Consider the following 15748-nt stretch of genomic DNA (forward strand, 5'->3'; position numbering starts at 1 on the left):
CCGGGCATGTCAGGATTTCGGTCAGCGGTTTTTTCGCGGCGCACCCGGTCGTCGCGACGGCGGCCGCGGGGAGGGGCGAGCTGTGCCAGGGGGTGGGGCGCGGCGCGGCCGGCGGGACAACGGCCTGGTGGCGCAGGAGTACGCGGTCGTGGGCGACGTCGACCCGCGCGTCGGTGAGCATCTGCTGGAGATGCTCGCGGAGGGCGGGATCGCGGCATACCTCCAGCCTGCCTCGGATCTGCATCCGCTGACGCGCACGACGACGCTGCCGGCGCGGCCGACCGACCGGCTCTACGCCGACCGGGACCATCTCGCCACCGCGCGGGACTACCTCGCCCAGCTGACCACGGCCGTGCCGGAGCAGCACACGCCGGCCGGGGAGACCACCGCGGCGGTACCGCTGGAGGGCACCACCCCGCCGAGCCAGTCCGACGAGGACGCGTTCGCCGCGATCGTGGCCGGCTTCCACACGACCGTCGATCCGACCCACGCGGTGCCGTGGCCGGCCGCCGAGGACCTGGACTCCTCCAGCACCGCCGCCCCGGACATGGACACCGAGCCGGCCCCGCGCACGTCGCTGCGCCGCCCGTCCGACGCGGTGGACCGCTCGCTGCTGGACAGCCTCGACACCTTCGGCAACGACCTGCCCGACGACGTGGAGGACGAGGAGGGCTACACGCCCCCGCCCCCGCCGCCGCTGCCCCGGGTCGCGCCGGTCACCGTGGTGGCCATCATCGCCCTGGCCGCCGGGCTGGTGCTGCTGTTCTGGCCCGACCTGCTGCCGCTGGGCTCGCAGACCACGCTGTTCCTGGGCTTCGCCGGGGTGCTGGCCGGGTTCGTGACCCTGGTGCTGCGGCTGCGCCCGGGCGACGACGAGGACGACGACCCGGACAACGGCGCCCGGGTCTAGGTGTTCACGCGACCTGCTTGAGCCAGTCCGCGATCGCATCGATCGGCTCCTGCCAGCGGGCGTCGAGCATCAGGTCGTGCCCCATGCCCGGGAAGAGCAGGGGCGATCCGCCGTACCGCCGCGCCACCCACTCCAGCGCGGAGCCCGCCACCATCCGGTCGTCCGGGCTGCCCACGACGAGCACCGGCGGGCGCCCGACCGGCGGCTCCGGCTCGTGCCGGGCGATGAGCTGGCGCTGGGCGCCGCCCGGGACCCGTTGGAGGCGCTGGGCGTACGACTGTGCCGTGTTTCCCGGCAGCGTGCGGCTGAACAGCTGCTCGCGGCTCAGCGTGACCCGGCCCCCGAAGATCCCCGGCAGGGTGCCGCCCGGGTTGCGCCCGAGCAGGCCGAACGCGGTGCCGAGCCCGCCGAAGACCGGGGACACCAGCACGCCTGCCCGCACCGGGTAGCGGGCCATGGCCATCGCCACGACCAGGGCCCCGGCGCCGTGGCCGACCAGGACCGCCTGGCGCGGCAGGCCGGCCGCGACCTGGGTCACGTCGTGCACGTAGTCGCGCAGGCGGGCCTCCGGCGCCGGGCCCGACCCGCCGTGGCCGCGCAGGCTCATGGCGTACGCCGGGAAACCGCGCTGGGCGGTGTGCTCCAGCCAGTGCTCGGCGAAGGCCCACGCGCCGTGGCCGTAGCCCGGGACGAACAGCACGGGGGTCGCCGCGGGGTCCGCCGGCCCGGGCGGCTGGGCGTCGAGGATCTCGCGCCGCACCGGCTTCGGCGGGTCCGACCACTCGTCGGACCGCATGACACGGGTGGTCACTTGACCGCCTCCAGCTCGTGCAGGGTCTTCTCGAGCTCCTTGAGGTACACGAAATGGCTCACCTCGAACCAGTGCCGGGTGGACTCCGTGACCTTGGCCTGGGTGTAGCGGCGGTCGCCCTCGGTGCGCAGGCGGGCCCAGACGGCCTGGGCGCGGTCCGGCGCGGCGTCCAGGACCCGCAGCCACTGCGCGATGAACACGGCCTGCCAGTGCGAGAGCGTGAACAGCGCCGAGTCCGGCTGCAGCAGCCCGGCCACGGCCAGGGTCGGGTGGGTCCGGGAGAGCATCTGCAGGGCCAGCCGCGGGCGCCCGGCGGCGTCGGCCGAGAGCAGTTCCGGGGCGAGGAAGTCGAACTTCGGCAGGTATCCGGTGGCCATGACGACCAGGTCGGGGTCGATCGACCGCCCGTCGGTCAGCACCACCTCGTGCGACTCGAAGTGCTTGACGTCCGGCACGGCCACGATGTCGCCGTGCCCCAGGTAGTACGGCAGCTGGCTGTTGACCAGCGGGTGCATCTCGAGGATGCCGTGCGCGGGCTTCGGCAGGCCGAAGCGGGTCAGGTCGCCGACGGTCATGTTGATCGTGCGGTGCAGCAGCCACTGGCGCACCTTCGTCGGCAGCCGCATCGCCAGGACCTTGTCGTTGACCTGGTCGGCCGGGCGGCCCAGGGCGAACTTGGGTGCGTACCAGTAGCCGCGCCGGGTCGAGTGCCAGCACTTGGCCGCCTGCTGGGCCGCCTCGACCGCGATGTCGCAGCCGGAGTTGCCCGCGCCGATCACCAGCACCTTGCGGCCGCGCAGCTGGGCGGCGTCCTTGTACTGACTGGCGTGGATGACCTTGCCGCGGTACTCGGCCAGCCCCTCGTACTCGGGCATCTTGGGCGCCCAGTTGTGCCCGTTGGCCGCGACCACCGCCGCGTAGCGCATGGTGCGCGGGGCGCCGCCGCGCGAGCCCTTCACGGTGACGTCCCAGCGCGGCGGGCCGCCCGCGGCGTCCTCGGCCGGCTCGACGCGGGCCACCTCGGTGCCGAACCAGATGTGCTCGCGCAGGCCGAAGTGGTCGGCGTAGCGCTCGAAGTACTGCAACATCTGCGAGTGGTGCGGGTAGTCCGGCCAGTCGTCCGGCATCGGGAAGTCCGGGAACTGCGTGAACGGCTTGGAGGAGATCAGGTGGGTGCTGGCGTAGACCGGGCTGCGGTCGTGCCGCCAGTTCCAGCCGCCGCCGACGCCGGTCTCGCGCTCGTAGCAGTCGACCCCGAACCCGGCCTCGCGCAGGTTCTTGATCGTGGTGAGCCCGGTGCCGCCGGCCCCGATCACGCACACGGTGTCGCCGCGGTCGTACACGGGCTCGCCGTCGCGCCAGTGGGTCGCGTTCCCGGCGAGATCATCGAACCGACCGTCAGCGCTCACCGCGGCATCATGCCGGAATTATTCGGTGATTTCCAGGTCTGCGACGACGGGGAAATGGTCGCTGGCGGCCCGGGTCTGCGGGGTGTCGATCACGTCGTACTGCACGACGGTGATCCGCGGGTCGGCGAAGATCACGTCGAGCCGCTCCCGGGCCGCGCCGGCCGGGAACGTCGGGCGCTCGTCGGTCCCGGCCGCGTCGGTGAGCCCGTCGGCGATCGTGCGCCAGGCTCCGCCGCCCGAGTTCTCGTTGAGGTCCCCGGCGAACACCAGCGGCTCGGGGACGTCCAGCTCCCGCTTGAGCAGCTCGGCCTGGTGCGGCCGCTCGGCCGGGTCGGTCGACAGGTGCGAGCCGGCGACGACGAAGGTGGACCGGCCGACGCGGCACCGTGCGAAGGCGGCGCCCCGCATGTGCCGGCCGGGGGTCAGCGGGTAGCGCAGGTTCCACTCGGCCACCACCCGCACCCGCAGGTTGACGAGGATCAGGTTGCCCAGCGCGGGCAGGCCGCCGCCGGCGATCACGAGCTCCAGCTCGCGGGCCAGGCCGGCCGACTTCTGCCGCCACCGGAAGCGGCGCGGCGCCTCCTGGAGGATCGCGACGTCCGGCGCGGCCTCCCGCACGGCCGCGGCGAGGGCGCGCCGGTCGTCCTTGAGGCCGTGCAGGTTGTACGACAGCACCCTGATCTTCGTCATGCCTGTTCGTCCCTACATACGGGCGAGGTCCGCCGCGCCGACCACCCCGGCCAGGTTGCCCATCAGGGCGGGCCGGATCTCGGCGACCGGAAGGCGGCCGCGGTTGGAGAGTTGCTCCTCGTAGCTGGCCCGGGCCGGCTTGAGCAGCAGGTCGCCGGCCTCGCTCACGCCGCCGCCGACCACAATGACCTGCGGGTCGAGAGTCTGCACGACGTCCACGAAGGCGACCCCGAGCCAGCGCCCGACCTGCTCGAACGCGCCGATGGCGACGGGATCGCCCAGGCGCGCGGCGGCGGTGACGGCCGGGCCCTGGATCCGGTCCGGGTCGCCGCCGGCCTCCTGCAGCAGCAGGGCGGCCGCCTCGGGCCGGGCCTTCGCGTCCGCACGGGCAAAACGGACAAGCGCATTGCCGCTGGTGTACTGCTCCAGGCAGCCCTGCCGCCCGCAGCCGCACGGGTGGCCGCCCGGCACCATCGTGGTGTGCCCGATCTCGCCGGCCACGCCGTTCGCGCCGCGGATCAGCCGGCCGCCGAGCACGATGCCGCTGCCGATGCCGGTCCCCACGGTGTACAGCACCATCGAGTCGTCGGCGTCGTGCGCGGCCCCGAAGCGGAACTCGGCCCAGGCCGCCACGTTGCCGTCGTTCTCGACCACGGTGGGCAGGCCGACCGCCTGCTGGATCTTGTCCCGCAGCGGCTCGTCCCGCCAGGCGAGGTTCGGGGCGAACTGCACGATCGAGCGGGTCGCGTCGACCCACCCGGCCGCGCCGATGCCGACGGCCTCCACCTCGTAGGCGGCCGACAGCTCCTTGATCACGTCGATGATCCGCTCCGCGGTCTCGCCCGGGTCCTGCGCGGGCGTGTCGCGGCGCGTCTGCACGAGCACGTCGCCCGCGGTGTCGACGACACCGCCGAGCACCTTGGTTCCGCCGATGTCGACGCCGATGGTCAGCCCCATTGCGGGAAGCTCCTCTCGTTCTGGGGTCAATCCTCTGCGACGTCGCTGTCGGTGGTTGACGTTTCGCGCGTGGCGTCATGCCACGGTTTGCCCGATTTCTCGGCAAAGCCCGGTTTCTCGGCGAAGCTTCGCAGGAACGACGCCACGCCGGCCGCGACGTCCCCGGCACCGGTGGCCAGGCGCTCGGCGAAGTCGGGATCCGGATCGCGGGCGGCGGCGATCGCCTTGCACAGCGGGCAGACGCAGCACTCGGCCGAGCCGGTGGCGAACCCGGCCGTGCTGTTGGCCGCCATGGACACGGCGGCGAGGGCGGCGGCGACGAGGCGCTCGGCCTCCTCGCGGGGGTCCCTCATGCGCCCTCGACCCGCCGCTTGAGCTCCTTGAGCGCGGTGTCCATGATCATCTTCTCGGCCTTGCGCTTGAACATGCCGATCATCCCGATCGCCAGCTCCACCGACAGCGAATACGTCACCGTGGAGGTGCCGTCCGGGTTCACGCTGATGTCGTAGGAGCCGTCCTGCTGCTTCTGCATCTTCGACGGCGCGGTGAGGCTCCACTCGATGCGGCTCAGGTCCTCGGCGTACTCGTAACGCAGCGTGTACTCGTCGGTCACCGGGCCGGAGTCGAGCACGAAGTGGACCTGGCTGGCGTAGCCGTCCTCGTACTCCTCGACCACCTCGGTCGACTTCACCGCCGCCACCCACTCCGGGTAGTGGGCGAAATCGGCGATGACCGCGGCGACCCGCTCCGGGGGCGCGTCAATGACGATCGACTGCGTCGAAGTGTCGGCCATGCGTGGCAGGCTACCTCTGCCGCGTCCCGCGTGAAGCGTCGGCGTCTTTGTTGGGGTGTGGGCACCCTGTGCGACGGTGGCGACCTACCGGTAGGTTTCCGATACGGGAATCCGAGTCGAAATGGAGCCGGACGTGCGCGAGTTCTCCGTCCCCGCCGCGGTCACCGTCGCCGACACGGCCACGTTGACCGACCCGGTCTGGGACAACGCCGCCGTGGCCCCCGCCACGGTGCAGTTCCAGCGCCTGGACGGCGGCCGCTGGCTCGACGTGACCTGCGCGGAATTCCTCGATCAGGTGATCGCCCTGTCCCGCGGCCTGCTCGCGGCCGGGATCGAGCCGGGCGAGCGCGTCGCGCTCATGAGCAAGACCCGCTACGAGTGGACGCTCATCGACTACGCGATCTGGTCCTGCGGTGCGGTCACCGTCCCGATCTACGAGACCTCCAGCGCCGAGCAGGTGGCCTGGATCCTCGAGGACTCCGGCGCGGTCGCCTGCTTCGTGGAGACCGACGCCCACCGCGAGGCCGTGGACGGCATCCGCGACCGCGCGCCCGCCCTGGCCCACGTCTGGCAGATCGACGGCACCCCGGGCGCGATCGAGCAGCTCGCCGGCGACGGCGCGGCGGTGTCCCGCGAGGACGTCGAGCGCCGGCGGGCCGCGACCAAGGCCGACGACCTGGCCACGATCATCTACACCAGCGGCACGACCGGCCGGCCCAAGGGCTGCATGATCACGCACCGCAACATGCTGGCCGACATCGTCAACGCGATCCCGGAGCTGCGCTCGCTGTTCAACGAGGGCGCCCGCACGCTGCTCTTCCTGCCGCTGGCCCACTCGTTCGCCCGGCTGATCCAGATCGGCGTCGTGCAGGCCCGGGCCACCATGGGGCACACGGCCGACACGAAGAACCTGGCCGACATGCTCAAGAGCTTCAAGCCCACGTTTGTACTGTCCGTGCCCCGGGTGTTCGAGAAGGTCTACAACACCGCGAAGCAGCGCGCGCAGGCCGACGGCAAGGGCTCGATCTTCGAGCGGGCCGAGAAGGTGGCCATCGACTACAGCGCCGCGCCCTCGCCCGGGCTCCTGCTCAAGGCCCAGCACGCACTGTTCGACCGGCTCGTCTACAGCAAGCTGCGGGCGGCGCTGGGCGGGCAGTGCACGCGGGCCATCTCCGGCGGCGCCCCGCTCGGCGAGCGGCTCGCGCACTTCTACCGCGGCATCGGCGTCACGATCTACGAGGGCTACGGGCTGACCGAGACCTCCCCGGCGACCAACGCCAACCGGGACAACGGCGTGCGCATCGGCAGCGTCGGCCGCCCGCTGCCCGGCGTGACGATCCGCATCGGCGACGACGGCGAGATCCTCGTGCAGGGCGACATCGTCTTCAAGGGCTACTGGAACAACCCCGACGCCACCGCCGAGGCGATCGACGCCGACGGCTGGTTCCATACCGGCGACCTCGGCGAGCTCGACGACGACGGCTTCCTGCGGATCACCGGCCGGAAGAAGGAGATCATCGTCACCGCCGGCGGCAAGAACGTCGCCCCGGCCGTGCTCGAGGACCGGGTGCGGGCCCACGCGCTGATCAGCCAGTGCATGGTGATCGGCGACCGCAAGCCGTTCATCGCCGCCCTGGTCACCATCGACCCCGACGCGCTGCCGGCCTGGAAGAAGGAGCACGGCAAGCCCGCCGACGCCGCGATGGAGAGCCTGGTCGACGACGGCGACCTGCGCGCCGAGGTGCAGAAGGCGATCGACGAGGCCAACCAGGCGGTGTCCAAGGCCGAGGGCATCAAGGCGTTCCGAATTCTCCCCCGCGACTTCACCGAGGCGACCGGAGAGCTCACTCCGTCGTTGAAGGTGAAGAGGAACGTCGTGATGAAGGAGCACGAGGGCGACATCGCCGCCATCTACGAGCGCTGACCTCGGGTCGCGTGTAGCCCCGTCCCGTGGTTACGTCTTCGGGGACCCGCCGGTGATCGGCTTGCCTGCTGGAAGGGAATGCTGTTGACCGACCTGCCCGCCGCCCGCGGCACCACGACCACCGCGGCCGCTCCCGCCCGGACCGGCGGCGGCCCGGAGCGCGCCTCCGCGTCCTCGGCCTCCTCGGCCGCCCAGGCGCAGCGGGCGATCGTCGTGGTGCGGGCGCTGCTGCTGGCCCTGGCCGCCGTCCTCGTGCTCACCGACGGCGACGTGCGCCCGGCCGAGCTGCTCTGGCTCGCGCTGCTGCTCGCCGCGGCCGTGGTGGCCACCGTGGCGCCCGAGTCGCACGAGGTGGCCCGGCTCGGCCGCACCGCCGAGGTCCTCATCACCGCGTTCGCCGCCTCCACCCTCAACGGCGATGCCCAGGCCCTCCTCGTGTACCTCCCGGTGCCGATCGTCGCCGCCGCGCTCTCCGAGGGCCGCCGGATGGCCGGGGCCTACCTGGTCGCGGCGGCCGCGCTGCTGGCGGTCGGCGGCGGGGTCGAGGGCCGGCTCGACGAGCGCGACTACCTCGCGGCCGGCGCGCAGTGGCTGCTCATCGCCGGTGTCGCGGCCTACCTGACCACGATCCTGCAGCGGGTCCTGCTCGCCCGCCGCCCCGAGGAGCAGCCCCAGCCCTACGCCGAGGCGACCCGGCTGCTGACCCAGCTGCGCAGCGTCGCCCGCCAGCTGCCCGGGGCCACCCTCGACCCGGGCGGGCTGGCCGAGCACCTGCTCGACGAGGTCCGCGCGATGGTGCCCTCGACCCGCGGCGCCGTGCTGTCCGGCAGCGGCGGCGGCCGGCTCGTCGTGCTGGCCCAGGCCGGCGTCGAGCGGCTCGACTGGGAAACCGCCCTGGACACCGAGAGCGCCGTCGCCGACGCCTGGGCCACCCAGCAGCCGGTCGTCTCCGGCCGCTCGCAGGCCCGCTCGGTCGCCCGCGGGCAGAGCATCTCCTCGATGGCGGTGCCGCTCATCGCCGGGGTGCGCACCGTCGGGCTGATCGTGCTCGAATCCGACTCCCCCGGCGCCTACCCGCCCGCGACCGTCACCAAGGTCCAGTCGGTGACCGGCCCGGCGGCCCTGCGGCTCGAGGCGGCCCTGCTCTTCGACGAGGTCCGCTCCCTGGCCACCACCGAGGAGCGCCAGCGGCTGGCCCGCGAGATCCACGACGGGGTGGCGCAGGAGCTGGTGATGGTGGGGTACGGGATCGACAACGCGGTCGCCGCCCTGCCCGACGTCGAGGCGGCCGAGGAGGAGCTGCGCATCCTGCGGGCCGAGGTCACGCGGGTGATCACGGAGCTGCGGCTGTCGCTGTTCGAGCTGCGCAGCGAGGTCGACCGCTACGGCGGGCTCACCGCCGCGATCTCCGACTACGCCCGCACCGTCGGCGCGTCGGCCGGCCTGCGCGTGCACCTGTCGCTCGACGAGACCACCGCCCGGCTGCCCGCCGCCGTCGAGGCCGAACTGCTGCGCATCGCCCAGGAAGCGATCACCAACGCGCGCAAACACGCCGGCGCGGAGAATCTTTGGGTAACGTGCGCGGTCGATCCTCCGTTCGCTCAGGTAGAAATATCCGACGATGGCAGCGGCATCGGTGAGAACCGCCCGGACGGTCACTATGGTCTTGCGATCATGGCCGAGAGGGCGGAACGTATCCGGGGCCGGTTGGAGATCACGCCACGCGTGCCGAATGGGACCACAGTGGCGGTTGTGCTCGGAACCGCACCGCGTGCGCGGTAGCGTGAAGGCACCCAGAGGGAGAGAGCACCGGGAATGTCTACTACCGCGACGCCGACGACCCGCACCAAAGTGTTGCTCGTCGACGACCACGATCTGATTCGCCGAGGACTGCGGCACGCGTTCGAGCGCGACCGCCAGTTCGAGGTGGTGGGCGAGGCCGCCACGGCCGCCGAGGCGATCCGCCAGGCCGGCGCCCTGCAGCCCGACGTCGTGATCATGGACCTCCGCCTGCCCGACGGCAGCGGCCTGGAGGCCACCCGCGCCCTGCGCAAGACGAGCAACAGCATGGGCATCGTCGTGCTGACCATGTACGCCGGCGACGACCAGCTCTTCGGCGCCCTCGAAGCCGGCGCCTCGGCCTTCGTGCCCAAGACCGCCCCGGCCGACGAGGTCGTGGCCGCGGCCCGGCACGCCGCCTCGGCCCCCAGCGCCTTCACCGCCGCCGACCTGGCCGAGGCCATGAAGCGCCGGCTGGCCCCGAGCGGCCCGCAGCTGTCCCCCCGCGAGGGCCAGGTCCTGCGCCTGCTGGCCGACGGCATGAGCGTGGCCGGCATCGCCAAGCAGCTGTTCGTCTCCGAGTCCACCGCGAAGACCCACATCTCCAAGCTCTACGAGAAGCTCGGCGCCGCGAACCGCGCGCAGGCCCTCATGACCGCGCTCCGCCTCGGTCTGCTCGAAGCCCCCGACGCCCCCAGCTTCTAAGGCTTTTCCACCCCCGAATCGCGCGTACGGCCGGCTCCCCGTTACCCCCGGGCAGCCGGCCGCGCCATTTCCATCCCCCGCTCCGGTTTCCGGCCGCCGATTTCGGAATGCGTGGGCCGTTGCCGCAGAATGCGCTCGGCCGAACGGACATTCCTGTGCAAGAAGCGCGTGCAGGAACGGACCGCCTATCGCTCCCCGAATCGCACGCTCATTCCCCGGGCTTCCCCGTTGCCCTCTTCGCCGCCGCGTTCCTTGACCACTTCGGTCGCCGGTTTCGACCACGCGCATCGGTCGGGGCTTCCGCCGCCCGGTTTCGCCCCACGCGCTTCGGCCCGCACGCTTCGCCCCACGCGCTTCGGCCCGCACGCTTCCGTCGCCTGGTTTCGTCACGCGTCTCGGTCACGCGTCTCGGTCACGCGCCTCGGTCACGCGCTTCGCTCACTCGGTTCGGTCGCACGGTTCGGTCTCGCGCGTCGTTGCCCGCTTGCGTTGGCTGCTTCGATGCGGGGCGGGTGGGGCGGTGTGGCTACTTTCCGTCGAGGAGCGCTTGCAGCCGCGCGGCCTGCGTCTCCCAGCGCCACTCGGCCTCGACCCAGGCGCGCCCGGCGGCACCCATGCGGGCGGCGAGCTCCCGGTCGCGCAGCAGCGTGATCAGCCGATCGGCCACCGCGTCGACGGACCGCCCCGGCACCACGAAGCCGGTCTCGCCCTCCCGAACGGCATTCGGCGCTCCACCCGAATCCCCGGCGAGGACGGGCAGGCCGGTGGCGGAGGCTTCGAGGTACACGATGCCAAGGCCCTCCACATCCAACCCCCGCCGCCGGGTCCGGCACGGCATCGCGAACACGTCCCCGGCGGCGTAGTGCGCCGGCAGCTCACCCCAGCTCACGGCCCCGGTGAACACGACATCGCGCTCGACGCCGTGCTCGCGGGCGAGCCGCTCGAGCGTCGCCCGGTACGGCCCCCCACTGACCACCAGCAATGCCGCACCCGGCACCGCTGCCCGGATCTTCGGCAGCGCCCGGATCAGCACGTCCTGCCCCTTGCGCGGCACCAACCGCGAGACACAGACCACGACCGGCCGCCCATCGAGCCCGTGCCGCTTCCGCACCTCGGACCCGTCCACACCCGGCGAGTAGGCGTCGACGTCCACGCCCGGGGCAAGCTGCTGAAGTTCGGTGAGCCCCCCGATGGCCCGCGCGAGCCGAACCCGGAAGTACTCCCCCAGGTACGTGACGACGTCCGTCCCCCGCGCGATCCGCCGCAGCAACATCCGCGCCCCGGGCAGCGCCGCCCACCCCGCCTCATGCCCATGCGTGATGGCCACGGCCCGCTCGATCCCGCCCCGCCGCCGCAACCCTTCGGCCAGCAACCCGAGCGGCGCCGCCGCCCCGAACCAGACCCGCTCACATCCCCGGGCCCGCGCAATCTCAGCCGCCCGCCGAGCCACCTTCGGCGTGGGCAGCAACATCCCGGTGCTCTCCCGCACCACTTCAAACGGCTGCGCGGCATCGAACTGCTCGGCCCCCGCGTACGTCGACGCATAAACCACCACGTCATCCCCCGGCTGGCGAACCGCCAGGTTGTGCACGAACTGCTGAATCCCACCCGGCCGGGGCGGAAAGTCGTTGGTGATCAGCAGTGAGGTCGCCACCCGGCGACTCTAGCTTTGCCCCCGTCCTTCGCTTCGCTGACCTCAGCCCTCAACCCACCTGAACCGGACCGACCTCAGCCGTCAACCCACTTGATCCAGACCGGCACGACGAGGCGGACGCTTCACGGACCTCTGCCCTTAGCCCACTTGCTCCGGCCGGCGCGACGAGGCGAGCGCTTCACGGACCTCAGCCTCCATCCACGTGATCCAGGCCGACGCGACGAGGCGAGCGCTTCGCGGACCTCAGCCCTCAACCCACTTGATCCAGGCCGGGGCGACGAGGCGGGCCAGGGCTTCGTAGCCGGCGGCGGCCGGGTGGGCGCCGTCGCCGTCGCGGACCTCCTGCATCCAGGCCGGGTCCCGGACCAGGGCGGGGAGGGTCGGGACGTAGGGCACGCGCAGTTCGCGGCAGGCGGTGGCGAAGGCCTCGTCCAGGGAGGCGAGCGCGCGGTTGGCGGGCTCGTCATCGACCGGCGGCGGCCCGACGACCAGGCGGGGCAGCGGGGCGGCGGCGGTCAGCAGCGTACGCAGGTTGCGCAGCGACTCGGCCGCCGCCAGACCCTGCACGGTGTCGTTGACCCCGAACGAGACCACGATGCGCGCGTCGCAGCCGTCGGGCAGCCGCGGGGTGCACTCGGCCTCCCAGCGGGACAGGACGTCGGCCGAGGTGTCGCGGCGTACGCCGAGGTAGTAAGCGGTCAGCGGGGTGCCCCGGCGGTGGCTCAACGCGGCCAACCGGCCCGCCCAGCCCAGGCATTGAGGATCGCCGACCCCGGCCACGAAGGAGTCCCCGAGGAAGCACACGCGCAGATCCGACGACATGGCTCCATTGGATCTGAGTGACGGTACCTAGCGCGACTGGGTACCCGGACTCAAGCCCCCGGCACCCCCCAGGCGAGAGATTCTTCGCATGTTCGCTGACGGGGGCACCGCGATCGTGCGGCAACGAGATGCCGCGACCACACGACACAGAACACCCGCGACCGCGCGGCACGGAGACGCCACGACCACCCGGCCCAGAGACGCCACGACGGCGCAGCGCGGAGACACCGCGACGGGCCAGCGCGGAGACACCACGACGGCGCAGCGCGGAGACACCACGACGGGCCAGCGCGGAGACACCACGACGGCGCAGCGCGGAGACACCACGACCGCCTGGCAGCGGGACGCCACGACCGCACGACGTGGGACAGTCGCGACCGCGCGGCACGGGAATGCCAGCACCGTCCGGCCCGGGAACGCCGAAGCCGTGCATCGCGAGGGCTCCGCAGTTGTGCATCGCGGGGACTCCGCGGTCCTGCAGCTCGGGAATATCGAGGTTGTGCAACGCGGGGACTCTGCGGTCGTGCAGCGCGGAGATACCGACGTTGTGCAACGCGGGGACTCTGCGGTCGTGCAGCGCGGGGATGCGACTTCCATGCGGCGGCGGGACGTCGTGTATCGGCGGGTTACTCGGGCGCTGGCGGTGGTGCTCGTGCCCGTGGCGTGGGTGGTGGCGTCGCGGCGGAGCGGGTCGGCTCGGCATGTTGCCTGTCAGTGGGCGCTCGCGGCGCGGTTTCCGGCCGAGGATCTGCGTGGGTTGACGGGGCCCACGCGCGCGGCGTTCGAGGCGGCTCGGGCGGAGGCGTTGTGGCGGTACGGGGAGCTGATCGGGCTGACGTCCGGCTATCGCGATCCGGAGGAGCAGGCTCGGCTCTTCGCCGCGGCGGTCGAGCGGGACGGGTCGGTCGGCGCGGCTTGGCGGCGAGTGTTGCCTCCGCACGCTTCGCGGCACGTTGCGGGGACGGCGCTGGACATCCGGCCGAGCGAGGGGGCCTTGTGGCTGGAGCGCCACGGTGGCCGGCATCGGCTCTACAGGACGTATGACAACGAGTGGTGGCACTTCGAGTACCGACGGGATGGTTGTCCTGTGCGATTGCCGCATCCGGGCTTGAGCGAGCCGGGGGCGTGCATGGTTGCCGCGGATCGGTCATGATCGTTGCGATGTCAGCGCCCGCCGCTTCACCCATTCGTCAGAGCGCGGCCCTTGGCGGTGCGCTCAGCGGGGCGCTGCTGCTCGTGGCCGCCTCCTCGCTGCGCACGCTCGACGGCGGGCCCAGCCGCACGGCCGTGCTGATCACGCTCACGGTGAACCCGCGCGACGCGTTGGGGACGGTGGACGCGCTGGCGCCGATCGTGGCGGTCACGGCTGGGCTGTTGCTGCTGCGCTGGTGGCCGTTGTTGCTGGCGGGGGCGGGACTGCTAACGGTACCCATGCTGCTGCCGCTGCACCTGAGCATGGAGCTGCCGTTGTCGTTCGGGGTGCTGACCCGGTGCAGTCAGCCGCTCGCGCTCATCGCGTTGCTCGCGGCCGCCCAGGCGATGTTCCGGCGCGGCGAGACCGGGCGGGGCACCCTGGTCGCGGGGCTCAGCGTCGGCTCCACGCTGCTGGGCATGGGCATCGCCAACTCGTGGGCGCAGCCGCAGTACTACGGGCAGACCACCTGGCCGCGGCCCCTCGTGCTGCTCGCGCTGCCCGCGCTCGCCGGCACCGCGGCGGCGGCGTGGCTCCTGCGCGGGCGCGATCCCGCCGCGCGGCCGGGCGGCTCGGAGCATCAGGGCTGGGCGCGGCTGCGGCTCGTCCTCGCCGGCGGCCTCGCCCTGGCCCTCTCGCTGCCGCTCGGACTGCTCACGCCGGACCGCCTCGCGCTGGTGCTGGGGGTCACGCGGGGGGCGCTGTACCGGCACGGGTACGTCATCGGGGCGGTGATCGGCACCATCACGCTCATCGTCGTCGCCGGGCTCGCCGCGATGGCCGGCCCGTGGACCCTCGGCGGTGCCCTCACGGCCGCGACGGTTCTGGTCGCGATGAGTGCACCGTTGATTCTGGCGATGGGCATTTTGCAGTACACCCGGCTGCCCTTCTTCAGTGTGCTGGCCGGACTGGCCCTCGGCGCCGGCCTCGCCTGGTCGCGGCTCCGCGTGCCACTGACCGTCGCGGTGACGGTGGGGGCGGCGGCGGCCCTGTTCATCGCGTACGCGGGGACGACCGGCCACCCCGAGCGCCTGGCCGAGCAGCGCGTCATCGTTCCCGGCATCCTGATCGCGGTCCTGGTCACGGCTGCGGCGACGGCGATCGCGGGCACGGTCGCGCCGACCCTCGCCCCGTCCGGCGCCATCCCCGCCGCCCTCGGCCCGCTCGCCCTGATCCTGGCGATGGGCGGCCGCCAGGCGGTCGAGGCCACGTACCTGCGCGACGGCCTGCCGGAGTCCTCGTACTTCAACCCGGTCTTCCACCTGACCACCTCGGCCGTCCTGCTCCTCGTGGCCGCGGCCGGCGTCGGGGGCCTGGGTTACGCTCAGCAGTGGGCGACCCGTCGCGCCGACCGCCTGCGCGCCGAACAGATCCGCCGCGAGGCCGCCGAAGCGGAGCGCAACCGCCTGGCCCGCCCGATCCACGACGGCGTCCTGCAGGTCCTCGCCCTGATGCAACGCCACGGCAACGACTTGGGCGGCCCCGGCCCGCAACTGGCCACCCTCGCCGGCGAGCAGGAACAAGCGCTGCGCAACCTCCTGTCCGGCAACCCCGCGGCGGCCCCGGCCTTCTACCTCGATCTGCGCGCGCTCCTGACAGCGCTGTCCTCGCCGACGGTGGAGATCGCGGCTCCCGCCGACCCCGCGCTGTTGCCGGCCCAGACGTCCCAGGAACTCGCCGCCGCGGTACAGGCCGCGCTCGACAACGTCTCCCGCCACGCCGGCCCAACCGCCCGCGCGTGGGTGCTGCTCGAGGACGAGGGCGACGCGGTACGCGTGACGGTTCGCGACGACGGGGTGGGTTTCGCCCCGGAACGGCTGGCAGAGGCCGAGGACGCAGGTCGGCTGGGCGTAGCCCAGTCCATCCGCGGCCGCGTGGCGGACCTGGGCGGAACGACGGAGATCTCCAGTCAGCCGGGCCGCGGCACCGAGGTCGAATTCCACGTCCCCCGCCGCCGAGGCTTGGCGACCTGACGGTCCTTGGGCATGCTGCCGGGGCAGGTCGCAGCTTGCCTTCGACGTGTCGGCTGGCCGCCGCTGAAGAACGAGTCCCGCTCGTTGTTCGCCGCCGCCCATCCGCAGGCCGAGCGTGTTGTGTGCCTG

13 protein-coding genes and 1 pseudogene are annotated in these 15748 nt (G+C 72.7%); 6 read left to right on the forward strand and 8 right to left on the reverse strand.

Annotation, left to right across the window (positions count from 1 at the left end):
• Positions 1-82 precede the first annotated feature (82 nt).
• On the forward strand, positions 83-910 hold the full coding sequence (locus ACQP00_RS44365; protein WP_433209017.1) for a DUF308 domain-containing protein: 828 nt from the start codon (positions 83-85) through the stop codon (positions 908-910).
• 4 nt (positions 911-914) lie between these two features.
• Here ACQP00_RS44365 and ACQP00_RS44370 read toward each other — a convergent pair whose 3' ends face one another.
• From ACQP00_RS44370 to ACQP00_RS44395, 6 genes and pseudogenes are all read right to left on the reverse strand, one after another.
• The gene (locus ACQP00_RS44370) at positions 915-1706 is read right to left on the reverse strand and encodes an alpha/beta hydrolase (protein WP_433209020.1); all 792 of its coding nucleotides are present in this window, start codon (positions 1704-1706) and stop codon (positions 915-917) included.
• 11 nt (positions 1707-1717) lie between these two features.
• Positions 1718-3130: a flavin-containing monooxygenase gene (locus ACQP00_RS44375; protein ID WP_433209023.1), complete on the reverse strand. Its 1413-nt coding sequence runs from the start codon at positions 3128-3130 to the stop codon at positions 1718-1720.
• An 18-nt stretch (positions 3131-3148) separates the two neighbouring features.
• A complete protein-coding gene (locus ACQP00_RS44380) occupies positions 3149-3820 on the reverse strand; it encodes an endonuclease/exonuclease/phosphatase family protein (protein WP_433209026.1) in 672 nt (223 codons plus the stop codon).
• Between the two features lie 12 nt (positions 3821-3832).
• On the reverse strand, positions 3833-4777 hold the full coding sequence (locus ACQP00_RS44385) for an ROK family glucokinase (RefSeq protein ID WP_433209029.1): 945 nt from the start codon (positions 4775-4777) through the stop codon (positions 3833-3835).
• Positions 4778-4821: 44 nt separating this feature from the next.
• Positions 4822-5130, reverse strand: a pseudogene (locus ACQP00_RS44390) (hypothetical protein); the annotation flags it as partial.
• Positions 5127-5570: an SRPBCC family protein gene (locus ACQP00_RS44395; protein ID WP_433209032.1), complete on the reverse strand. Its 444-nt coding sequence runs from the start codon at positions 5568-5570 to the stop codon at positions 5127-5129. The pseudogene ACQP00_RS44390 and the gene ACQP00_RS44395, both read right to left, overlap by 4 nt.
• Before the next feature lie 133 nt (positions 5571-5703).
• On the opposite strand from ACQP00_RS44395, the gene ACQP00_RS44400 reads away from it, so the two are divergent.
• The 3 genes from ACQP00_RS44400 to ACQP00_RS44410 all read left to right on the forward strand — a co-directional run bounded on the left by ACQP00_RS44400 (position 5704) and on the right by ACQP00_RS44410 (position 9978).
• Complete coding sequence (locus ACQP00_RS44400) at positions 5704-7494, forward strand: AMP-dependent synthetase/ligase (protein WP_433209035.1); 1791 nt, start codon at positions 5704-5706, stop codon at positions 7492-7494.
• Between the two features lie 213 nt (positions 7495-7707).
• Entirely contained in the window at positions 7708-9276 is a 1569-nt protein-coding gene (locus ACQP00_RS44405; RefSeq protein ID WP_433224216.1) for a sensor histidine kinase, read from the forward strand.
• Between the two features lie 33 nt (positions 9277-9309).
• Positions 9310-9978, forward strand: coding sequence for a response regulator transcription factor (locus ACQP00_RS44410; protein WP_344610478.1), 669 nt, complete (start codon positions 9310-9312; stop codon positions 9976-9978).
• Positions 9979-10504: 526 nt separating this feature from the next.
• On the opposite strand, the gene ACQP00_RS44415 is transcribed toward ACQP00_RS44410, so the two are convergent.
• The gene (locus tag ACQP00_RS44415; protein WP_433209038.1) at positions 10505-11632 is read right to left on the reverse strand and encodes a glycosyltransferase family 4 protein; all 1128 of its coding nucleotides are present in this window, start codon (positions 11630-11632) and stop codon (positions 10505-10507) included.
• A gap of 243 nt (positions 11633-11875) precedes the next feature.
• A complete protein-coding gene (locus ACQP00_RS44420) occupies positions 11876-12454 on the reverse strand; it encodes a GDSL-type esterase/lipase family protein (RefSeq protein ID WP_433209041.1) in 579 nt (192 codons plus the stop codon).
• Between the two features lie 571 nt (positions 12455-13025).
• On the opposite strand from ACQP00_RS44420, the gene ACQP00_RS44425 reads away from it, so the two are divergent.
• Together ACQP00_RS44425 and macS are read left to right on the forward strand one after the other, a co-directional pair.
• On the forward strand, positions 13026-13607 hold the full coding sequence (locus ACQP00_RS44425) for a D-alanyl-D-alanine carboxypeptidase family protein (protein WP_433209044.1): 582 nt from the start codon (positions 13026-13028) through the stop codon (positions 13605-13607).
• Between the two features lie 8 nt (positions 13608-13615).
• The gene (gene macS / locus ACQP00_RS44430; protein WP_433209047.1) at positions 13616-15619 is read left to right on the forward strand and encodes a MacS family sensor histidine kinase; all 2004 of its coding nucleotides are present in this window, start codon (positions 13616-13618) and stop codon (positions 15617-15619) included.
• Positions 15620-15748 lie beyond the last annotated feature (129 nt).

Origin of the sequence: Dactylosporangium sp. CS-047395 (assembly GCF_050942185.1) — a bacterium.
Classification (GTDB): domain Bacteria; phylum Actinomycetota; class Actinomycetes; order Mycobacteriales; family Micromonosporaceae; genus Dactylosporangium.